The 20,294-nt window shown below is 68.7% G+C and carries 18 protein-coding genes; 13 read left to right on the top strand and 5 right to left on the bottom strand.

The genetic code is table 11. From position 1 onward, the window contains the following. Positions 1 to 262 precede the first annotated feature (262 nt). Complete coding sequence (purM, locus tag MKD38_RS06840; protein ID WP_252675377.1) at positions 263 to 1,315, bottom strand: phosphoribosylformylglycinamidine cyclo-ligase; 1,053 nt, start codon at positions 1,313 to 1,315, stop codon at positions 263 to 265. Between the two features lie 191 nt (positions 1,316 to 1,506). On the opposite strand from purM, the gene MKD38_RS06835 reads away from it, so the two are divergent. From MKD38_RS06835 to MKD38_RS06795, 9 genes are all read left to right on the top strand, one after another. Next, the gene (locus tag MKD38_RS06835) at positions 1,507 to 2,577 is read left to right on the top strand and encodes an AI-2E family transporter (protein WP_252675376.1); all 1,071 of its coding nucleotides are present in this window, start codon (positions 1,507 to 1,509) and stop codon (positions 2,575 to 2,577) included. Between the two features lie 73 nt (positions 2,578 to 2,650). Then, positions 2,651 to 3,358, top strand: coding sequence for a DnaA regulatory inactivator Hda (hda, locus tag MKD38_RS06830; protein ID WP_012353781.1), 708 nt, complete (start codon positions 2,651 to 2,653; stop codon positions 3,356 to 3,358). Positions 3,359 to 3,421: 63 nt separating this feature from the next. Then, the gene (locus MKD38_RS06825) at positions 3,422 to 4,096 is read left to right on the top strand and encodes a histidinol-phosphatase (protein WP_252675375.1); all 675 of its coding nucleotides are present in this window, start codon (positions 3,422 to 3,424) and stop codon (positions 4,094 to 4,096) included. Position 4,097: 1 nt separating this feature from the next. Continuing rightward, a complete protein-coding gene (gene pcnB / locus MKD38_RS06820) occupies positions 4,098 to 5,627 on the top strand; it encodes a polynucleotide adenylyltransferase PcnB (protein ID WP_252675374.1) in 1,530 nt (509 codons plus the stop codon). Beyond that, a complete protein-coding gene (gene folK, locus MKD38_RS06815; protein ID WP_111519221.1) occupies positions 5,628 to 6,167 on the top strand; it encodes a 2-amino-4-hydroxy-6-hydroxymethyldihydropteridine diphosphokinase in 540 nt (179 codons plus the stop codon). Between the two features lie 56 nt (positions 6,168 to 6,223). After that, a complete protein-coding gene (locus MKD38_RS06810; protein WP_252675373.1) occupies positions 6,224 to 6,865 on the top strand; it encodes a deoxynucleoside kinase in 642 nt (213 codons plus the stop codon). 102 nt (positions 6,866 to 6,967) lie between these two features. Further along, the gene (gene panB / locus MKD38_RS06805) at positions 6,968 to 7,789 is read left to right on the top strand and encodes a 3-methyl-2-oxobutanoate hydroxymethyltransferase (RefSeq protein WP_252675372.1); all 822 of its coding nucleotides are present in this window, start codon (positions 6,968 to 6,970) and stop codon (positions 7,787 to 7,789) included. Between the two features lie 4 nt (positions 7,790 to 7,793). Beyond that, positions 7,794 to 8,492, top strand: coding sequence for an ABC transporter permease (locus tag MKD38_RS06800; protein ID WP_252675371.1), 699 nt, complete (start codon positions 7,794 to 7,796; stop codon positions 8,490 to 8,492). Continuing rightward, positions 8,489 to 9,187, top strand: a complete 699-nt coding sequence (locus tag MKD38_RS06795) for an energy-coupling factor ABC transporter ATP-binding protein (protein WP_252675370.1) — start codon at positions 8,489 to 8,491, stop codon at positions 9,185 to 9,187. Before MKD38_RS06800 ends, MKD38_RS06795 begins: the two co-directional genes overlap by 4 nt. 8 nt (positions 9,188 to 9,195) lie before the next feature. Here the strand turns inward: MKD38_RS06795 and pabB are convergent, their stop codons facing one another. The 4 genes from pabB to MKD38_RS06775 form a co-directional block, all read right to left on the bottom strand. Then, entirely contained in the window at positions 9,196 to 11,124 is a 1,929-nt protein-coding gene (gene pabB / locus MKD38_RS06790) for an aminodeoxychorismate synthase component I (RefSeq protein WP_252675369.1), read from the bottom strand. 221 nt (positions 11,125 to 11,345) lie between these two features. Continuing rightward, on the bottom strand, positions 11,346 to 12,482 hold the full coding sequence (gene dnaJ / locus MKD38_RS06785; RefSeq protein WP_252675368.1) for a molecular chaperone DnaJ: 1,137 nt from the start codon (positions 12,480 to 12,482) through the stop codon (positions 11,346 to 11,348). A 171-nt stretch (positions 12,483 to 12,653) separates the two neighbouring features. Next, positions 12,654 to 14,600, bottom strand: a complete 1,947-nt coding sequence (gene dnaK, locus MKD38_RS06780) for a molecular chaperone DnaK (protein WP_252675367.1) — start codon at positions 14,598 to 14,600, stop codon at positions 12,654 to 12,656. Between the two features lie 196 nt (positions 14,601 to 14,796). Next, complete coding sequence (locus MKD38_RS06775) at positions 14,797 to 15,357, bottom strand: cob(I)yrinic acid a,c-diamide adenosyltransferase (protein WP_252675366.1); 561 nt, start codon at positions 15,355 to 15,357, stop codon at positions 14,797 to 14,799. Between the two features lie 281 nt (positions 15,358 to 15,638). On the opposite strand from MKD38_RS06775, the gene MKD38_RS06770 reads away from it, so the two are divergent. From MKD38_RS06770 to MKD38_RS06755, 4 genes are all read left to right on the top strand, one after another. Further along, positions 15,639 to 17,069: an FAD-binding oxidoreductase gene (locus tag MKD38_RS06770; RefSeq protein ID WP_252675365.1), complete on the top strand. Its 1,431-nt coding sequence runs from the start codon at positions 15,639 to 15,641 to the stop codon at positions 17,067 to 17,069. Between the two features lie 13 nt (positions 17,070 to 17,082). Further along, entirely contained in the window at positions 17,083 to 17,973 is an 891-nt protein-coding gene (locus tag MKD38_RS06765; protein WP_018007943.1) for a LysR substrate-binding domain-containing protein, read from the top strand. Positions 17,974 to 17,985: 12 nt separating this feature from the next. Beyond that, the gene (locus MKD38_RS06760; protein WP_252675364.1) at positions 17,986 to 18,525 is read left to right on the top strand and encodes a GNAT family N-acetyltransferase; all 540 of its coding nucleotides are present in this window, start codon (positions 17,986 to 17,988) and stop codon (positions 18,523 to 18,525) included. 236 nt (positions 18,526 to 18,761) lie between these two features. Beyond that, on the top strand, positions 18,762 to 20,288 hold the full coding sequence (locus tag MKD38_RS06755) for an FAD-linked oxidase C-terminal domain-containing protein (RefSeq protein ID WP_252675363.1): 1,527 nt from the start codon (positions 18,762 to 18,764) through the stop codon (positions 20,286 to 20,288). Positions 20,289 to 20,294: the final 6 nt, after the last annotated feature.

The raw sequence follows: 20,294 nt of genomic DNA, 5'->3' as shown, positions 1-20,294 counted from the left end.
CCGACGAGGCATGCATGTGCCTCGCCTTTGCTCAGTACATTAGGCCATAACCCGCCATACAATCAAGCGAAATATTGTTTGTCAGAGATAGTGCATATGCATGCTGGATTTTGGTGCAATGCACTAATGCGGCATGGTTCGCAAAATGGCCTGCCTCGGCGCCACTGGCATGGGGTAAACACCTAGCAGGCGGCAGGGACAAAAAAAACGGCGCATGCCCGAAGGCATGCGCCGTTTTTTATTAGGGAACGCTGTGGTCGCGTCAGATCACGATGGTCTGGGCCTCGCCCTCGGCGCGCTCGCGGATCTCACCGATCTGCCATACGGCTTCGCCGGCGGCCTGCAGGTGGCGGATGGCGCGTTCGGCGTCTTCCTTGGCCACGATCACGACCATGCCGATGCCGCAGTTGAAGACACGGTGCATTTCGTCGTCGGCGACGCGGCCCTGTGCCTGCAGCCACTGGAACAGCGGCGGCAGCGTCCAGGCGTCGCGATGCAGCACCGCGGTGACATCCTGCGCCAGCACGCGCGGCACGTTCTCGGTCAGGCCGCCGCCGGTAATGTGGGCCATGCCCTTGACCGGAAGCGTCTCGATCAGCGACAGCAGCGGCTTCACGTAGATCCGCGTCGGCGCCATGATCGCGTCCTGCAGGCGCTGGCCGTGGAAGTCGGCGTTCAGGTCCGGCTTGGCTACTTCAATGATCTTGCGCACCAGCGAGTAGCCGTTGGAATGCGCGCCCGACGAAGCCAGGCCCAGCACCACGTCGCCCGGGGCGATGGTGCTGCCGTCGATGATCTTCTTCTTCTCGACCGCGCCGACGGCGAAGCCGGCCAGGTCGTATTCGCCGTCCGGGTACATGCTCGGCATTTCGGCGGTCTCGCCGCCGATCAGCGCGCAGCCGGCCAGTTCGCAACCGCGGGCGATGCCCTGGATCACGGTGGCGGCGGTGTCGACGTCGAGCTTGCCGCAGGCGAAGTAGTCGAGGAAGAACAGCGGCTCGGCGCCCTGCACCAGGATATCGTTGACGCTCATGGCGACCAGGTCCTGGCCGACGGTGTCATGGCGGTTCAGCTGGAACGCCAGCTTGAGCTTGGTACCTACGCCATCGGTGCCCGACACCAGCACCGGCTCCTGGAACTTCTTCGACAGCTCGAACAGCGCACCGAACCCGCCGATGCCCGCCATCACGCCCTCGCGCATGGTGCGCTTGGCGAACGGCTTGATGCGGTCGACCAGCGCGTCGCCGGCATCGATGTCAACACCGGCGTCGCGGTAGGAAAGGCCGGCCTGGCCGTCGGTCGGGGATGCGCTCATGGGAACCTGCTTGTCCTGGAGGAAATAAAGTGAGGAATTCGGCGCTCGGGCCACCGTCGCTTCCGTCGCGTGGCATCGGAAGGCGGGCGCGAGTCCAGTAGAATCGCAATTTTAACGGATAGAGGCCCCCCGCTTCCAGTTTCCGGCGAGATCGCGCCGCAAACCGCGCTGCCGCCCTCCTGCAACCCTTGATGAATGCCCCGCTGTTGAACCAAGAGGCCAAGCGCATCCTGCTGTGGATCGTCGTGGCCGTGGCGCTGTTCGCCGCCATCATCGCGCTGGCGCCGGTGCTGACCCCGTTCCTGTTCGCATTCATCTTCGCCTATATCCTGAACCCCGGCGTCGACTGGCTGCAGCGGCGCCGCGTGCCGCGCGCGATCGGCGTGACGCTGATGATCCTGCTGCTGACGGTGGTCTGCGTGATGCTGGTGCTGCTGCTGATCGCGGTGCTCCAGCGCGAGATCCCGCAGGTGCGCGAGCAGTTGCCGATCCTGCTGAAAAAGCTCAACTCGGTGGTGTCGCCGCGGCTGGCCGAGTTCGGCGTGCGCGTGCGCTTCGACTTCCCCGGCCTGCGCAACATGATGTCGGACCGCTTCGCCGCCAGCCCGGAAGACCTGCTGGTGGTGCTGCTGAACTACGTCAAGATGTCGGGTTCGGCGCTGATCGCGGTGGCGGGCATCGTCTTCATCGTGCCGATCGTCATGTTCTACCTGATGATGGACTGGCACATGGTGATGCGCCGCATCGAGGGCGTGGTGCCGCGCCGCTGGGTGCCCAAGGTGCGCGAGCTGACCAACGAGACCGACGCGCTGCTGTCGCAGTACCTGCGCGGCCAGATCCTGGTGATGGTGATCCTGGCGGCGATCTATTCGATCGGGCTGACCATCGCCGGCTTCGATATCGGCGTGCCGGTCGGGGTCTTCACCGGGCTGGCGGTGTTTATCCCGTATATTGGCTTCGGCGTCGGACTGGTGATGGCGATCCTGGCCGCGCTGCTGCAGTTCGGCAACTGGTACGGGCTGGCCGCGGTGGCGGTGGTCTACGGCTTCGGCCAGTTCATCGAGAGCTTCTACCTGACCCCAAGACTGGTGGGCGAGCGCATCGGCCTGCACCCGCTGGTGGTGATCTTCGCGCTGCTCGCCTTCGGCCAGTTGTTCGGCTTCTTCGGCGTGCTGCTGGCGCTGCCGACCTGCGCCGTGCTGCTGGTGGGGGCGCGCCAGCTGCGGCGGGTTTACCTGTCCAGCGATCTCTATCGAAAATAACGGCTGCTGCCCCTGTCCGCTACCCGCTATCCGCTATCCGCTCCACGAATCTAGCCGAAGTTAGCCATAAGCCATGTCCCCGCGTCCCAAGCAACTGTCGCTCGAGCTGGGCAGCCCGCCGCCTTCGACCTTCGAGAATTTCGTGGTGGCGTCCAACCGCGAGGCGGTGCAGCGGCTGCGCGAACTGCCGCCCGCGCTGGCGCAGGAGCACGCCAGCGACCGCCTGATCTACCTGTGGGGCGAGGTCGGCTGCGGCCGCACCCACCTGCTGCATGCGGTATGCGAGGCCGGGCCGCAACACGGCATCCGCTGCCGCTACCTGAGCCCGCATCACCCGCTGTCCGACTTCCTGTTCGACCCGTGGTGCCAGCTCTACACCGTCGATGACGTCGAGCTGCTCGACGAGGCGCGCCAGATCGCGGTGTTCTCGCTCTACAACGAGGTGCGCGCGCACGGGCGCACCGCGCTGGTGGTGGCGGGCGGCCTGGCGCCGCGCGCGATGCCGGTGCGCGAAGACCTGCGTACCCGACTGGGCTGGGGCCTGGTGTACCAGGTCGCGCCCTTGTCCGACGACGACAAGAAGGCCGCCGTGCTGCATGCGGCACGCGAGCGCGGCCTGCAGCTGTCACCCGAGATCACGCACTGGCTGGTGACGCGGCATTACCGCGACATGCCCAGCCTGATGGCGCTGCTGGACGCGCTCGACACCTATTCGCTCGAGCGCAAGCGGCCGGTCACGCTGCCGCTGCTGCGCGAGATGTTCGCCGAATTCCGGGATTAGGCGACGGCCCCGGCACCGCATGCTCCCCTCCCCCCATCCTGCCTTCAGGTAAAATCGCCGCCCATGAATCTGGCACTCTTTGACCTCGACCACACCCTGATCCCGACCGACAGCGACCATGAATGGGGCCGCTTCCTGGTCCGCCTGGGCGTCGTCGACGAGGTAATCTACCGGCAGAAGAACGACGAGTTCTACGGCCACTACAAGGCCGGCACGCTCGATATCCAGGCCTTTCTGCGCTTTGCGCTGGCGCCGCTGGCGGCCAACCCGCGCGACCGGCTCGATGCCATGCGGGTGCGCTTCATGCACGAGGTGATCGACCCGGTGATCACGCCGCAGGCGCGCGCGCTGGTCTACAAGCACCTCGAGGCCGGCGACCTGTGCGCCGTGGTCACCGCCACCAACAGCTTCGTCACCGCGCCGATCGCCGCGGCCTTCGGCATCAAGCATCTGATCGCGACCGAACCGGCCACCGTCGATGGCAAGCCCGAGAGCCAGTTCACCGGCGAGGTCTTCGGCGTGCCCAGCTTCCGCGAAGGCAAGATCACCCGCGTCGAATCCTGGCTCAAGGCCCAGGGCGCGGGCTGGGACAACTTCGAGACCACCACCTTCTACAGCGACTCGGCCAACGACCTGCCCCTGCTGGAAAAGGTCTCCGAGCCGATCGCCACCAACCCGGACGATCGCCTGCGCCACCACGCCGCCGCGGCCGGCTGGCGCATCATGGATCTGTTCTGACGTGATCAAGAAGCTCATTACCCGGCTGCTGGGCAAACCCGGCCCCAAGCAGCGCCGTACCGGCCGCGCCCATACGCCGCGCATCGTCAACGTCGACGAGCACCGGATCGACCCCACGCTGCTGTCGCGCAATGCCGTCAAGGTCACCTCGACGCTGCAGCAGGCCGGCTACCAGGCCTATATCGTCGGCGGCGCCGTGCGCGACCTGCTGCTCGGCATCAAGCCCAAGGACTTCGACGTCGCCACCAACGCCACGCCCGAGCAGGTGCAGTCGCTGTTCCGGCGCTCGCGCATCATCGGCCGCCGCTTCCAGATCGTGCACGTGACCTTCTACGGCGGGCGCGAGCAGGAGATCATCGAGGTCTCGACCTTCCGCGCGCTGGTCGACGCCATCGCCAGCGAGACCCTGCCCGAAGGCCGGCGCCTGAAGCGCGCCGAGCTCGACAGCAAGACCCATGCGATCGATGCCTCGGGCCGGGTGCTGCGCGACAACGTGTGGGGCTCACAGGCCGAAGACGCGGAACGCCGCGACTTCACCATCAACGCGATGTACTACGACCCGGCCGCGCAGACCGTGCATGACTACCATCACGGCATGGAAGACATCCGCGCGCGCCTGCTGCGCATGATCGGCGACCCGGCCACGCGCTACCGCGAAGACCCGGTGCGGATGCTGCGCGTGGTGCGCTTCGCCGCCAAGACCGGCTTCGACATCGACGAGGCCACGCGCCTGCCGATCGCCGGCCTGGCCGAGCTGATCCACAACGTGCCGAGCGCGCGCCTGTTCGACGAGATGCTCAAGCTGCTGATGTCCGGCCACGCCTGGGCCTCGCTGCAGGAACTGCGCAAGGCGGGCCTGCACAAGGGCCTGCTGCCGCTGCTGGACGTGGCGCTGGAGCAGCCCATGGGCCAGCGCTTCGTGCAGCTGGCGCTGGACAACACCGACCGCCGCGTGCAGGCCGGCAAGCCGGTGTCGCCGGGCTTCCTGTTTGCCGCGCTGCTGTGGCACCACGTGCTGCAGCGCTGGAACAAGCTGCGCGACGAGGGCGAGCACGCCATCGCCGCGCTCAACACGGCCATGGACACGGTGCTGGAAAAGCAGACCGGCCAGCTCGCGATCCAGCGCCGCTTCGTCACCGACATGCGTGATATCTGGGGCATGCAGCCGCGCTTCGAGAAGCGCGTGGGCCGCATGCCGTTCCGGCTGCTGGAGTCGCCGCGCTTCCGCGCCGGCTACGATTTCCTGGTGCTGCGCTGCCAGTCCGGCGAGATGCCGGAAGAGCTGGCCGGCTGGTGGAACGACTTCCAGAACGCCGAGCCGCATGAGCGCGAAGACCTGATCGACGCCGTGCGCGGCGCGCGCGGCCAGGGTGGCGGCCAAGGTAGCGCCCAGGGTGCGGAAGGCGAAGGCCCGGCGCGCAAGAAGCGCCGCCGGCGCAGTCCGCGGAAATCGGATAAAGTTTCTTCCCGGAGCGACTCGGACGCGGGCGAGGCAGCACATGCCGGCCCCGGCCAGCCGGAGGAAACGTAAATGACTCTCGCCTTCATCGGCATCGGCGCAAATCTTGGCGATGCCCGCCAGGCCATCAAGGACGCCATCGTGTGCCTGGCCCAGCAGGTCGGCATCACGGTGCTGGCGCGTTCCTCGCTCTATCGCACCGCGCCGGTCGATGCCGGCGGCGACGACTACTACAACGCGGTGGTCAAGGTGCAGACCTCGTTCACCGCATCGCAGCTGCTGCGCATCTGCCACCACATCGAGGACCAGTTCGGCCGCGAGCGCCCGTTCCGCAATGCGCCGCGCACGCTCGACCTGGACCTGCTGCTGTTCGGCGACGAACAGCATGACCACGAGCACCTGACCGTGCCGCACCCACGCCTGACCGAGCGCGCCTTCACGCTGGTGCCGCTGCTGGAGCTGGACGCCGCGCTGGCGATCCCGGGGCGCGGCCGCGCGGCCGACTACCTGGCCGGCGTGGGCGCGCAGCGCATCGAGAAGGTTTCCACCTGCAAGTGCCTGCGCATGCAGGCCGCCGCCGGCGAACCTGGCAATGGCGGCACGCCCGGCTAAGCCCGCCCGGCGGCGCCCGCGGCGCTGCCATCCCCCTCACTGACGCCCGGAGCGCCATGCTCGATCACCTGCGCCGCATTGTCGTCGAAGGCCCCGTCGGATCGGGCAAGACCTCGCTGGCGCAGCGCCTGGCGCGCACGCTGCAGGCGCAGGAACTGCCCGACCACGCCCGCCGCAGCCCCTTCCTCGAGCCGTTCTACCGCGACCCCGCGCGCCATGCGCTGGCGCTGCAGCTGTGGTGCCTGACCCAGCGCGCGGTGCAGCTGCAGCAGTGGCAGGCGGGCGTCGCCTCGGGCCAGCGCATGGTCAGCAACTTCCTGATCGCCAAAGACCGCCTGCATGCCGCGCTGACCCTGTCCGGGGATGAACTGGCGCTGTACGACGCCATTGCCGGGCGGCTGGCGCTGCCGTCGCAGCGCGCCGACCTGGTGATCGTGCTGCAGGCGACGCCGTCGCTGCTGCGCGAGCGCATCGTGCGCCGCGGCGAGCCCGGCGAGGCCGGCATCGACGAACACTACCTGCAGCGCCTGGCCGGCGCCTATGGCGAACTGTTCCACCGCTACGACGACGCCCCGGTGCTGGTGGTCGACACCGCCCACTTCAATCCGGTGGACAATGACGACGATTTCCGTACACTACTGTCGCGCATCGAAAACATGCGCGGCCGCAAGGCCTTTCTCAATCTCGCCGCGCCCTGACAGGCTCCCTCGCCTGCCAGACACAACACAATAACGACGGCTGTCGTTGCCGTGCGGGCAGCCCTCCCGGCACCGGCAAGGCCGTCCTACACGGGCACTGCCATGAGCTACCTCCTCGATCCCTCCCGCAAGACCATCACGATTCCCAAACTGCAGGCGATGCGTGACGCCGGCGAGAAAATCGCCATGCTGACCGCGTACGACTCCAGCTTCGCCGCGCTGCTCGACTATTGCGGCGTCGAGATGATCCTGGTGGGCGACTCGCTGGGCAATGTGATGCAGGGCCAGCAGACCACGCTGCCGGTCACGCTGGAACAGATGGCCTACCACACCGAATGCGCGGCACGCGGCAACCAGACCGCGCTGCTGCTGACCGACCTGCCGTTCGGCACCTATCCGACCCCGGAAGCCGCGTTCGCCAGCGCCGTCACGCTGATGAAAGCCGGCGCGCAGATGGTCAAGCTCGAAGGCGGCGACTGGCTGGCGCCGATCGTGAAATTCCTGGTCGAGCGCAGCATCCCGGTGTGCGCGCATATCGGCCTGACGCCGCAGTCGGTGCACGCGCTGGGTGGCTTCAAGGTGCAGGGCAAGACCGATGCCGGCGCGGCCCAGCTCAAGCGCGACGCGCTGGCGCTGCAGGCCGCCGGGGCCCAGGTGGTGCTGATGGAGGCGGTGCCCGCCGCGCTGGCCGGCGAGATCACGCAGTCGCTGGCGGTGCCCACCATCGGCATCGGCGCCGGCGCCGACTGCACGGGCCAGGTGCTGGTGCTGCAGGACATGCTCAACATCTACCCCGGCCGCAAGGCCAAGTTCGTGCGCAACTTCATGGACGGCCAGCCGTCGATCGAGGCCGCGGTGCGCGCCTATGTGGCCGCCGTCAAGGACGGCAGCTTCCCCGCCGTCGAGCACACCTTCTCCGCCTGACGCGGTGGAGATCGGCAGCGCCACCGCCGACGCCTTCCGCCTGCTGGCGAGCGGCGACGCCGGCCTGTGGTTCATCGTCTGGACCTCGCTGGTGGTGGCGGTGCTGGGGCTGGCCATCGCCACCGTGCCGGCCATCGCCGCGGCCTGGCTGATCGCCACGCGGCAGTTCCCGGGCCGGCGCGCGGTGGTGGTGGTGGCGCAGGCCTTCCTGTCGTTCCCGACCGTGCTGGTCGGGCTGATCCTCTACCTGCTGCTGACGCGCCAGGGGCCGCTGGGCAGCCTGCACCTGCTGTTCACCCCGGCCGGCATGGTGCTGGGGCAGGCCGTGATCGGCTTTCCGGTGGTGCTGGCGTTTGCGCTGTCGACGCTGCAGGGGGCCGACGTGCGCCTGCGCGAGACCGCCTGGGTGCTCGGCGCCGGCCGCTGGCGCACCTTCGTCACGGTGCTGCGCGAACTTCGCTTCGGCCTGATGGCGGCGGTGGTCGCCGGCTTTGGCCGGGTCATTGCCGAAGTGGGCTCGGCGCTGATGATCGGCGGCAATATCGAAGGCTCGACCCGCACCATCACCACGGCCATCGCGCTGGAAACCAGCAAGGGCGAATTCGCGCAGGGCATTGCGCTGGGCCTGGTGCTGGTGGCGCTGGCGCTGCTGGTCAATATCGGCATGGCCTGGCTGCAGGGTGCCGGGGGCTTTCGCCGATGACACCGACTGTTGCCGCCGTCCATGGCCCGCTGCTGACCGTGCGCGGGCTGGCGCGCAGCATCGGCCTGCGCAAGCTGTTTGCGATCGACACGCTGGTGATCCCGCGCGCCACCGCGATCGTGATGACCGGCATGAACGGCGCCGGCAAGACCACGCTGCTGCGCATGCTGGCGGGGCTCGAGCCCGCGCCCGGCGCGGTCGCGCACTGGACCGATGCGCAGGGCCACGCCCACAGCGCGGCGCTGACGCCGCTGCCGCCCGCGCTGCGCCGGCGCATTGCCTACCTGCACCAGCATCCCTACCTGTTCCGCACCTCGGTGCGCGAGAACATCGCCTACGGCCTGCGCGCGCGCGGCCTGCCGCGCCATGACATCGACCTTCGCGTGGGCGAGGCGCTGGGCTGGGCCGGGGTCTCGCACCTCCAGGACACCGCGCCCGAATACCTGTCCGGCGGCGAGATCCAGCGCGTCGCGCTGGCGCGCGCCAAGGTGCTGGAGCCGGAGTTGCTGCTGCTCGACGAACCCACTTCAAGCCTGGACGGCCATGCGCGCGAGCAGGTGATTGCGCTGGTCGGCGACCTCGCCGCCGAAGGCCGCACCGTGGTGATGATCTGCCACGACCGCGAGCTGATCAACCTGCCCGGCGTGGTGCGCTGGAAACTGGGCGACGGCGTGCTCGACACCCACCACCCGTAGCCATCGCGCTAGGCCATCCACTTCGCCGGCATCACGCCGCGCAAGGCGTTGACCAGCACGATGGCCTCGGCGCGCGCCAGCATCGCGCGCGTGACCACCGCTTCTTCGATCGGCTCGCCCGGCGCGCCCAGCGCCGCGCCGCCCGCCTCCAGCACCACCGCCCGCATCACGCCCGGCAGGATGTCGGCCGACAGCGGCGGCGTCAGCCAGCGGCCGTCGAGTCGTACGAACACGGAACTGCGCCCGCCCTCGAGCAGTTCGCCGCGCGTGTTGAAGAACAGCCGGTCGAAGCCGCCGGCGCGCTCGGCGGCCTGCCAGCCGGCATCGAAGACCGCGCGCGCACTGGTCTTGTGGCGGCGCAGGGGATCGGCAAGCGGCAGCGGGTCCGGCGCGAGGTCGACACCGACCGGTCCCGCCGGCAGCGGTGCCAGCGCGCCGCTGGCAAACGCCAGCGCGCCGGCCTTGTCCACGCTGAGGCGCAGGCGCCAGCTGCCGGCCCCGAGCTGTGCCGCCTGCGCGGCCACCGCGTCGCGCGCGGCCTCGGCGTCGAAGGCGAAGCCGAACTCCCGCGCCGAGGCCCCGATGCGCGCCAGGTGCCGCGCCAGGTGCGGGCACGCGCCGTCTTGCACGCGCACGGTCTCGAACAGCGCGAAGCCTGGATCGTGCCGGGTCAGGAAGCGCGCCTTCCAGCCGCATTCGGCGAATTCCTCCGCCGCCACGCTGTCATGGACGATGCCGCCACCCACGCCCATCTCGCCGGTGCGCAGCGCGCTGGCCGCGGGCGGCGCCAGCACCAGCGTGCGGATCGCCACCGACAGCGCGAACGGACCGGCCATGGCCGCGCCGGACGGCGCCTCGATCCAGCCGATCGCGCCGGTGTAGAGCCCGCGCGGCGCGCGCTCGAGCTCGGTGATGATTTCCATGGTGCGCCGCTTGGGCGCGCCGGTGATCGAGCCGCACGGGAACAGCGCCGCCATCAGCGCGCCGAAGCCGGTGCCTGGCCGCGCCGTCGCGGTCACGGTCGAGGTCATCTGCAGCACCGCGCCGAACGGCTGCACCGCGAAGCGCTCCGGCACCGCCACGCTGCCCGGCTGCGCGATGCGGCCCAGGTCGTTGCGCAGCAGGTCGACGATCATCACGTTCTCGGCCCGGTTCTTGGCATCGGCGGCCAGCGCGGCGGCGGCCTGCGCATCGCGCGCGGCATCGCCGGCGCGCGGCGCGGTGCCCTTCATCGGCCGGGTCAGCAGATGGCCCTGACCATCGTGGCGCACGAACAGCTCGGGCGACAGCGACAGCACCATGGCGTCATCCGGCAGCCGCGCCAGCACGCCATAAGGCACCGGCTGCGAGGCGCGCAGCGCCGCGTACAGCGCCACCGGATCGCCGAAGGCTTCGCAGCGCAGACGGTGGGTGTAGTTGACCTGGTAGGTGTCGCCGGCTTCGATCCACTGGTGGATGCGCGCGATGGCGTCGTCGAAGGCAGCGCGCGAAGTATCGGAAGCGATATCCATCAGGCCCGCCGGCTTCGCCTCCGCATGGGACCGCAGCCACGTCGCCACCGCCGCGGCATCGAGCCGTTGCAGCGCGCGGAACCACAGCAGGCGCAGCGCGCCGTCGTGGAACGGCATGGCGTTGCCGGTATGCACCGGGGCATCGACCAGCGCACCGCCGAATTCGTAGGGGGCGAACAGGGTGGCGTGCCAGCCCTGGCGCCAGCCGTCGGCGAGCATGGCGTCGAGCCGGGCGATGTCGCAGCCGGCGGGCAGCAGGTCTTCGTGGACGAAGCCGGTGTAGAAGCGGGATGCGGGTTGCCCGGCGGGTGCGGTGGCGTCGTCGAGCAGGACGAAGACGTCATCGCCGCCCGCTTGCGTGCCCCCCTCTCCCGCTTGCGGGAGAGGGGCTGGGGGTGAGGGGGGGCGCTGGATGCTTGCTACCACGGGAGATCGTCAGGGAAAACAGGATTGCCGGCATACCGACAGGGCGCAGGCATGCATTATCGCGCGGCGCAGGCATGGTGGCGATGGACGCGCCGGCCCTCTCCCCCGGCCCCTCCCCCGCAAGCGGGAGAGGGGAGCAAACCCGTGGTGCGCCGGCGTCATGCGCCAAAAACAAAACCGGCCACGCTCGCACGTGGCCGGTTCCATACCGCATCGCCGGATCAGCTGAAGAAGCTCTTCACCTTGTCCAGCCACGAGGTTTCCTGCGGGCTGTGGCGCGAGCCGCCCTCATGCACCGAGCGGTCGAACTGGCGCAGCATTTCCTTCTGCGCCTCGGTCAGCTTGACCGGCGTCTCGACGTTCACATGCACGTAGAGGTCGCCCGGATAGCCGGAGCGCACGCCCTTGATGCCCTTGCCGCGCAGCCGGAAAGTCTTGCCCGACTGGGTGGCCTCGGGCACCGGGAAGGTGGCCTTGCCGCTCAGCGTGGGTACTTCCAGGTCGCCGCCCAGCGCCGCGGTGGCGAACGAGATCGGCATCTGGCAGTGCAGGTCGTCGCCGTCGCGCTCGAACACCGCGTGCTGCTTGATGTGGACTTCCACATACAGGTCGCCCGGAGGGCCGCCGTTGATGCCCGGCTCGCCGTTGCCGGACGAACGGATGCGCATGCCTTCGTCGATGCCGGCCGGGATCTTCACTTCCAGCGTCTTCTGCGACTTGAGCTTGCCCTGGCCGTGGCACTTGGTGCAGGGCTTGGGGATGAACTTGCCGCTGCCGTGGCACTTCGGGCAGGTCTGCTGCATGGTGAAGAAGCCCTGCGACACCCGCACCTGGCCGGCGCCGTGGCAGGTCGGGCAGGTTTCCACGCTCGAGCCGGGCTCGGCGCCGTTGCCGTGGCAGTGGTCGCAGTCGTCCCAGTGCGGCACGCGGATCTGCGCCTCGTGGCCGTGCGCGGCCTGCTCCAGCGAGATCTCCATGCTGTAGCGCAGGTCGGCGCCGCGGTAGGCCTGCGGGCCGCCGCCGCCGCGCCGGCCGCCGCCGCCCTGGCCGAAGATATCGCCGAAGATATCGCCGAAGGCCTCGGCGAAGCCGCCGTAGCCCTGCGCGCCGCCGAAGCCGCCCGCCATGTTCGGGTCCACGCCGGCATGGCCGTACTGGTCATACGCGGCCTTCTTCTCCGGGTCGGAAAGCATCTCGTAGGCCTCCTTGGCCTCCTTGAATTTTTCCTCGGATTCCTTGCTGTCCGGATTGCGGTCCGGGTGGTATTTCATCGCGAGCTTGCGATAAGCCTTCTTGACTTCGTCTTCGCTCGCGTTCTTGCCTACCCCGAGCACTTCGTAATAGTCACGTTTTGCCATGGTGGCTCATTACCTCATTGGCCGGCGGGTGCAAGCGGCACGGGCCGGCGAATAGCAAAAAAGCCGAGCGCGGCATCCGACGGCGGTTTCCCGCAGGTCTGATGGCCGTCGCCCGGCGTCGGGGCGGGAGCGGCGCCGGCCAGTGCCTGCACCGCCGCCCGCGTATCCCGATTACTTCTTGTCGCTGACTTCCTTGAATTCGGCGTCCACAACGTTGTCGTCCTGCGGCTGGGCCTGCTGCTGGCCACCGGCAGCACCCGCGGCACCGGCCGCGGCGCCTTCGCCGGCCTTGGCCTGCATGTCGGCGTAGACCTTCTCGCCCAGCTTCTGGCTGACTTCGGACAGCGCGTTGACCTTGGCGTCGATCTCGGTCTTGTCGCCGCCGCGTGCGGCGTCTTCCAGTTCCTTGATCGCGGCCTCGATCTTTTCCTTCTCGCCCGCGTCCAGCTTGTCGCCGTACTCGGTCAGCGCCTTCTTGGTCGAGTGGATCAGCGCGTCGGCCTGGTTGCGGGCATCAGCCAGCTCGCGGGCCTTCTTGTCTTCCTCGGCGTTGGCCTCGGCATCCTTGACCATGCGCTGGATCTCGTCTTCCGACAGGCCCGAGTTGGCCTTGATAGTGATCCGGTTTTCCTTGCCGCTGGCCTTGTCCTTGGCGCCCACGTGCAGGATGCCGTTGGCGTCGATGTCGAACGAGACCTCGATCTGCGGTGTGCCGCGCGGTGCCGGCGGAATGCCCTCGAGGTTGAACTCGCCCAGCAGCTTGTTGCCGGTGGCCATCTCGCGCTCGCCCTGGTACACCTTGATGGTCACGGCCGGCTGGTTGTCGTCGGCGGTCGAGAACACCTGCGCATGCTTGGTCGGGATGGTGGTGTTCTTGGTGATCATCTTGGTCATCACGCCGCCCAGGGTCTCGATCCCCAGCGACAGCGGCGTCACGTCCAGCAGCAGCACGTCCTTGCGGTCGCCCGACAGCACCGAGCCCTGGATCGCGGCACCGACGGCCACGGCTTCGTCCGGGTTCACGTCCTTGCGCGCTTCCTTGCCGAAGAACTCCTTGACCTGCTCCTGCACCTTGGGCATGCGGGTCATGCCGCCGACCAGGATCACGTCGTCGATGTCGCTGACCTTGACGCCCGCATCCTTGATCGCGGTGCGGCACGGCTCGATGGTGCGCGTGATCAGCTCTTCGACCAGCGATTCCAGCTTGGCGCGGGTCATCTTCAGGTTCAGGTGCTTCGGACCCGAGGCATCGGCCGTGATGTACGGCAGGTTGATCTCGGTCTGCTGCGAGCTCGACAGTTCGATCTTGGCCTTTTCGGCGGCTTCCTTCAGGCGCTGCAGCGCGAGCACGTCCTTGGACAGGTCGACGCCCTGGTCCTTCTTGAACTCGCCGATGATGTAGTCGATGATGCGCTGGTCGAAGTCTTCCCCGCCCAGGAAGGTGTCGCCATTGGTCGACAGCACTTCGAACTGCTTCTCGCCGTCAACGTCCGCGATCTCGATGATCGAGATGTCGAAGGTGCCGCCGCCGAGGTCATACACGGCGATCTTGCGGTCGCCCTTCTCGTTCTTGTCCAGGCCGAAAGCCAGCGCGGCCGCGGTCGGCTCGTTGATGATGCGCTTGACGTCCAGGCCGGCGATGCGGCCGGCGTCCTTGGTCGCCTGGCGCTGCGAGTCGTTGAAGTAGGCGGGCACGGTGATCACGGCTTCGGTCACCGGCTCGCCGAGGTAGTCCTCGGCAGTCTTCTTCATCTTGCGCAGCACTTCGGCCGAGACCTGCGGCGGCGCCAGCTTCTGGTCGCGCACCGACACCCATGCGTCGCCGTTGTCGGCCTTGACGATGGCGTACGGCATCAGGCCGATGTCCTTCTGGACTTCCTTCTCTTCGAACTTGCGGCCGATCAGGCGCTTGACCGCGTACAGGGTGTTGCGCGGATTGGTGACGGCCTGGCGCTTGGCCGGCGCGCCCACCAGGATCTCGCCGTCTTCCATGTAGGCGATGATCGACGGGGTGGTGCGGGCACCCTCGGAATTCTCGATGACCTTGGGCGTGTTGCCTTCCAGGATCGCGACGCAGCTATTGGTGGTACCGAGGTCGATACCGATGATCTTACCCATTATTCTCTCCTCTTGAGCCGGCGCTATCCGCGCGGCTGCAATTCAACCTGAGGCCGAAATGTGGCCGTCCGGGGGCTTTTCAAGGGCAGAACCGGCAAATCCGAGTAATTTTCTCGGTTTCTGCCCTCATTCAACGGCAGGCGCTGCCGCGGCTTGAGCCGGCAGCGCTGGCAGGCCGCATTATGTGGCTTTTGAATTACTTGCCCGCGGCATCGCGATCGCGCTGCCACAAAACGTCGGAGCCGCCGCCCACCCGGTTCAGCACCCGCGCCAGCACGAACATCAGGTCCGAGAGCCGGTTCAGGTACTGGCGCGGCGCCTCGTTCAGCGCCTCGGCCGCGCCCAGCGCCACCAGCGCGCGCTCGGCGCGCCGGCACACGGTGCGGCACACATGGGCCTGCGCCGCGGCGCGACTGCCGCCGGGCAGGATGAACTCGGCCAGGCGCGGCAGGTTGGCGTTGTAGTCGGCCAGCCAGGTGTCGAGCTGCGCCACCTGCTCGGGCTTGAGCAGCGTGTAGCCCGGGATGGAAAGCTCGCCGCCCAGGTCGAACAGGTCGTGCTGGATATGCAGCAGCGCGGCGCGCACGTCGGCGGGCAGGTCTTCGGTCAGCAGCACGCCGACGTGGCAGTTCAGTTCATCGACGTCGCCGATCGCGGCGATGCGCAGGCTGTCCTTGCCGGTGCGGCTTCCGTCGCCCAGGCCGGTGGTGCCGGCGTCGCCGGTGCGGGTGGCGATCTTCGACAGGCGGTTGCCCATGCCGGTCTCCTTGTCAGCGGTTTGTCGTTGGGAAATGGCGCATTATCGCGCCAGAGCCCGTGACTTAGCCATGCGGAGCGCATCCACCGGCTGCGGCTTGCGCGGCCATGCGCTTGTGCGGCTATCGGCCGCGCGCTGGCCGCCGGAAGGTGCACCAGCCGCCGCGCGGCGTAGAATGCAGTTATTCGTTTATTCGATAACCGGGTCGCGCCCCAGCCTGCCGCCGGCACCTTCGGCGGCCTCGCCGTCCATGAGGCCGCACCGACCCGCCGGAGACCCGCATGAACCACCCCACGCCGTCCCCCTCCTTCGCCCGTCGTCCGCTGTCGCCCGCCATCGCCGACGCCCTCGCGGCACGCTTCGGCGAGCGCTTCACCACCTCCGCCGGCGTGCGCGCGCACCATGGCCGCGACGAGTCGCCGTTCCCGCCGGCGCTGCCCGATGCGGTGGTGTTTGCTCACAGCACCGAGGAAGTGGCCGAGGTCGCGCGCCTGTGCAACCAGCATGGCGTGCCGCTGATCCCGTACGGCGCGGGCTCGTCGCTGGAAGGCCACCTGCTGGCGGTGGCCGGCGGCATCAGCCTGGACCTGTCGCAGATGAACCGGGTGCTGGCGGTGCAGCCCGAGGACCTGACCGTGACCGTGCAGCCCGGCGTCACGCGCAAGCAGCTGAACCAGGAGATCAAGGACACCGGCCTGTTCTTCCCGATCGACCCCGGTGCCGACGCGTCGCTGGGCGGCATGTGCGCCACGCGCGCGTCGGGGACCAACGCGGTGCGCTACGGCACCATGCGCGAGAACGTGCTGGCACTGACGGTGGTGACCGCCGACGGCCGCGTGATCCGCACCGGCACGCAGGCGCGCAAGTCGTCGGCCGGTTATGACCTGACCCGGCTCTTCATCGGCAGCGAAGGCACGCTCGGCATCATCACCGAGGTCACGGTGCGGCTGTACCCGCAGCCCGAGGCGATCTCCGCCGCGGTGTGCGCCTTCCCCAGCATGGGCAGCGCGGTGCAGGCGGTGATCCAGACCATCCAGCTGGGGGTGCCGGTGGCGCGCGTGGAATTCGTCGATGCGCTGGCGATCCGCGCCATCAACCGCCACGACAACCTGGTCCTGCCCGAGACCCCGCACCTGTTCTTCGAATTCCACGGCACCGAGGCCGGCGTGCGCGAGCAGGCCGAGACCGTGCAGCAGATCACCGCCGAATTCGGCGGCCAGGGCTTCGAGTGGGCCACGCGTCCGGAAGACCGCAGCCGGCTGTGGAATGCGCGCCATACCGCGTACTTTGCGATGCTGCAGCTCAAGCCGGGCTGCAAGTCGGTCACCACCGACGTGTGCGTGCCGATCTCGCGCCTGGCCGACTGCGTCACCGAGACCGAGAAGGACCTGAACGCCTCGGCGCTGCCCTGCCCCATCGTCGGCCATGTCGGCGACGGCAACTTCCACGTGGCGATCCTGGTCGACCCCGACAAGCCCGAGGAAATGGCCGAGGCCGAGGCCATCAACCAGCGCATCGTCGAACGCGCGCTGGCGATGGGCGGCACCTGCACCGGCGAGCACGGCGTGGGCCTGCACAAGCAGCGCTTCCTGGTGGACGAGCACGGCGAGGACGCGCTCGACCTGATGCGCGCGATCAAGGACGCACTGGATCCCAACCATATCCTGAACCCGGGCAAGATCTTCAGCGCCACGCGCGGCGCCGCGCAGTAAAGCTTGCGACCGGATGGCCTCCATGTTCAACCGCGTCCCGCCGCTGCACCTGCTGATCGCGTTCGAGGCCGCCGCGCGCCTGGGCAGCTTCGCGCGCGCGGCCGAGGAGCTGTCGGTGACGCCCAGCGCGGTCTCGCACCGGATCAAGAACCTCGAGGAGCTGTGGGGCGAAGACCTGTTCGTGCGCGCCAATGCCGCGCTGCGGCTGACCGCCGCCGGCACGCGCTACCTGCGCAACGTGCAGGACGCGCTCAAGTCGCTCAACGAGCTGGCCCGGCCCGAGTACAACAAGATGCGCACGCGCCTGCGCGTGGCGATCCCGCCCACCTTCGGGCGCCAGCACCTGGTGCCGCGCCTGCCCGAGTTCGGCGCGCTCTATCCGCATATCGACCTCGAGCTGCACCTGGCGATTCCTTTCCTCGACGTCAAGGCCGAGGACACCGATGTCGAGATCCGCTACGGCACCGGCCGCTACCCCGACCTGAAGACCACCAAGCTGCTGGTGGAGCCGGTGTTCCCGGCGTGCGGACGCGAATACTACGAGCGCGTCAACGGCCGCGCCATCACCCGGCCCGAGCACCTGCACGGCCTGGTGCTGCTGCGCAGCCCGCTGGAGCCGTGGAAGCCGTGGTTCGAGACCGCCGGGCTGGACTGGCCCGAGCCGCAGACCGGCCCGCAGTTCAACGACATCGGGCTGATGCTGGAGGCGATCGCCTCCAACCAGGGCGTGGCGCTGGTGCGCCAGCGCATGGCGCGCCACTGGCTGTCGCTGGGGCAGATGGTGCGGCTGCTCGATGTGGAATCGGTATCGCCGCACGGCTACTACATCGTCGAGCGCGAACAGGCGCCGCTCAAGCCCGAGGCGCGCTATTTCGTCGACTGGCTGCTGAGCCTGGACTGGTAGGAGACTGCGCCAATGGAAATCCGCCTGCTGACCCCCGACGATGCCGCCGCCTTCCACTCGCTGCGGCTGCAGGGACTGGCCGAAGCCCCCGAAGCCTTTGCCGCCAGCCTCGAAGAAGAACAGAACCTGGCGCCGGAGGCGGTGGCGCAACGCCTTGCGCCGAGCGCGGACAAGGCCATCTTCGGCGCCTTCGAGGCCGGTCCCGGCGGCATTGCGCTGGCCGGCATGGTTGGCGTGATGCGCGAGCCCCGGCGCAAGCACTGGCACAAGGCCTCGATCTTCGGCATGTACGTGGCGCCGGCCTGGCGCGCGCGCCAGCTCGGCCGCGCGCTGATGCTGCGCGCGCTGCAGCAGGCCGCCGCCATGCCGGGCGTGCGTCAGGTCACGCTGTGCGTCAATGCCGGCAGCGCGGGCGCGGTGCGCTTGTATGAATCGCTCGGCTTCGAGCGCTTCGGGCTCGAGCCCGATGCGTTGTACGTCGCGCCGCACTTCCACGACAAGCTCGACATGGTGCTGCGGCTGCCGGCCGCCCCGGCGCGGCCGGATCTCTGAAGGCGGCCCCCGCCTGTCCCGCCTTACCGCTGGCCGGCCGCCGGTGCTACGCTGAAACCGGCGCCCGTGCCCGCCGGGCATGATGAGCATTTTTGATCGGCCCGGCATGCCGAATTCACGTCCGGCGTGGTGCCTGCGCCAGGTGGCCTGCGCTATAGTCACCCGTCCCCCGCGGCCGGCTGGCCGGCAAGCGAGCGCCACAGGCCGCCGCCCGGGAGACCCCACAGGAGTCGTTCATGAATGCCCCGCACGAAGCCCAAACCCTCGCTCCCGGCGCCGCCGACAGTTCGGCCACGGTCGCTGCCGACGGCCGCCGCGACGCGCTGCTGGCCGGCCTGGCGCAGATCCTGCCCGACGCCGCGGTGCTGTGGAAGCCGGAAGATACCGTGCCCTATGAATGCGACGGCCTGGCCGCGTACCGCCAGGTGCCGATGGCAGTGGCGCTGCCCGACACCGAGGAGCAGGTCTGCGCCATTCTGCGGCTGTGCCACCAGCTGGGGGTGCCGGTGGTGCCGCGCGGCGCCGGCACCAGCCTGTCGGGCGGCGCCATGCCGATCGCCGAGGGCCTGGTGCTGTCGCTGGCCAAGTTCAAGCGCATCCTGTCGGTCGACCCGTATTCGCGCACCGCGGTGGTCCAGCCCGGCGTGCGCAACCTGGCCATCTCGGACGCCGCTGCGCCGCACAACCTGTACTACGCGCCCGACCCGTCGTCGCAGATCGCCTGCACCATCGGCGGCAACGTCAGCGAGAACTCCGGCGGCGTGCACTGCCTGAAGTACGGCCTGACCGTGCACAACGTGCTGCGCGTGCGCGCGGTGACGATGTCGGGCGAGGTGGTGGTGTTCGGCTCCGAGGCCCCCGACGCGCCCGGGCTGGACCTGCTGGCCGTGCTGATCGGCTCCGAAGGCATGCTGGCGGTGGTCACCGAGGTCACAGTGCGTCTGATCCCCAAGCCGCAGCTGGCGCAGGTGATCATGGCCTGCTTCGACGATGTCGAGAAAGGCGGCAACGCGGTCGCCGACGTGATCGCCGCGGGCATCATCCCGGCCGGGCTGGAGATGATGGACAAGCCCGCCACCGCCGCGGTCGAGCAGTTCGTGCATGCGGGCTATGACCTCGATGCCGCCGCGATCCTGCTGTGCGAGTCCGACGGCACCCCCGAGGAAGTGGCCGAGGAAATCGAGCGCATGAGCGCGGTGCTGACGGCATCGGGCTGCACCCGCATCGTGGTCTCGCAGAACGAGGCCGAACGGCTGCGCTTCTGGAGCGGCCGCAAGAACGCCTTCCCGGCGGCGGGCCGGATCTCGCCGGATTATTACTGCATGGACGGCACCATCCCGCGCAAGCACATCGGCACGCTGCTCAAGCGCATCGAGGCCATGGAAGTGAAGTATGGCCTGCGCTGCATCAACGTGTTCCATGCCGGCGACGGCAACATGCACCCGCTGGTGCTGTTCGACGGCGGCGACCAGGACGAGTGGCACCGCGCCGAGCTGTTCGGCGCCGACATCCTGGAAACCTGCGTCGAGCTGGGCGGCACCGTCACCGGCGAGCACGGCGTCGGCGTGGAGAAGCTCAACTCCATGTGCGTGCAGTTCTCGACCGCGGAGCGCGATGCCTTCTTCGGCGTCAAGGCCGCCTTCGACCCGGCGCGGCTGCTGAACCCCGACAAGGCCATCCCCACGCTGGCGCGCTGCGCCGAATACGGCAAGATGCACGTCAAGAAGGGCCTGTTGCCGCATCCCGAGCTGCCGCGCTTCTGAGCCAAG

The sequence above is a fragment of the Cupriavidus sp. WGlv3 genome (assembly GCF_023952475.1).
GTDB classification, from domain to species: Bacteria; Pseudomonadota; Gammaproteobacteria; order Burkholderiales; family Burkholderiaceae; genus Cupriavidus; species Cupriavidus phytorum.
This window is presented reverse-complemented; position numbering and strand designations above follow the sequence as displayed.

What these genes read in the sequence shown, in the direction of transcription:
- MKD38_RS06810 (WP_252675373.1), top strand. Translation starts at nt 6,224, where the DNA reads ATGCTCGATCACCTGCGCCGCATTGTCGTCGAAGGCCCCGTCGGATCG.
- hda (WP_012353781.1), top strand. Translation starts at nt 2,651, where the DNA reads ATGTCCCCGCGTCCCAAGCAACTGTCGCTCGAGCTGGGCAGCCCGCCG.
- MKD38_RS06835 (WP_252675376.1), top strand. Translation starts at nt 1,507, where the DNA reads ATGAATGCCCCGCTGTTGAACCAAGAGGCCAAGCGCATCCTGCTGTGG.
- MKD38_RS06755 (WP_252675363.1), top strand. Translation starts at nt 18,762, where the DNA reads ATGAATGCCCCGCACGAAGCCCAAACCCTCGCTCCCGGCGCCGCCGAC.
- purM (WP_252675377.1), bottom strand. Translation starts at nt 1,315, where the DNA reads ATGAGCGCATCCCCGACCGACGGCCAGGCCGGCCTTTCCTACCGCGAC.
- folK (WP_111519221.1), top strand. Translation starts at nt 5,628, where the DNA reads ATGACTCTCGCCTTCATCGGCATCGGCGCAAATCTTGGCGATGCCCGC.
- MKD38_RS06765 (WP_018007943.1), top strand. Translation starts at nt 17,083, where the DNA reads ATGGCCTCCATGTTCAACCGCGTCCCGCCGCTGCACCTGCTGATCGCG.
- MKD38_RS06775 (WP_252675366.1), bottom strand. Translation starts at nt 15,357, where the DNA reads ATGGGCAACCGCCTGTCGAAGATCGCCACCCGCACCGGCGACGCCGGC.
- MKD38_RS06760 (WP_252675364.1), top strand. Translation starts at nt 17,986, where the DNA reads ATGGAAATCCGCCTGCTGACCCCCGACGATGCCGCCGCCTTCCACTCG.
- MKD38_RS06795 (WP_252675370.1), top strand. Translation starts at nt 8,489, where the DNA reads ATGACACCGACTGTTGCCGCCGTCCATGGCCCGCTGCTGACCGTGCGC.
- MKD38_RS06825 (WP_252675375.1), top strand. Translation starts at nt 3,422, where the DNA reads ATGAATCTGGCACTCTTTGACCTCGACCACACCCTGATCCCGACCGAC.
- dnaK (WP_252675367.1), bottom strand. Translation starts at nt 14,600, where the DNA reads ATGGGTAAGATCATCGGTATCGACCTCGGTACCACCAATAGCTGCGTC.
- dnaJ (WP_252675368.1), bottom strand. Translation starts at nt 12,482, where the DNA reads ATGGCAAAACGTGACTATTACGAAGTGCTCGGGGTAGGCAAGAACGCG.
- MKD38_RS06770 (WP_252675365.1), top strand. Translation starts at nt 15,639, where the DNA reads ATGAACCACCCCACGCCGTCCCCCTCCTTCGCCCGTCGTCCGCTGTCG.
- panB (WP_252675372.1), top strand. Translation starts at nt 6,968, where the DNA reads ATGAGCTACCTCCTCGATCCCTCCCGCAAGACCATCACGATTCCCAAA.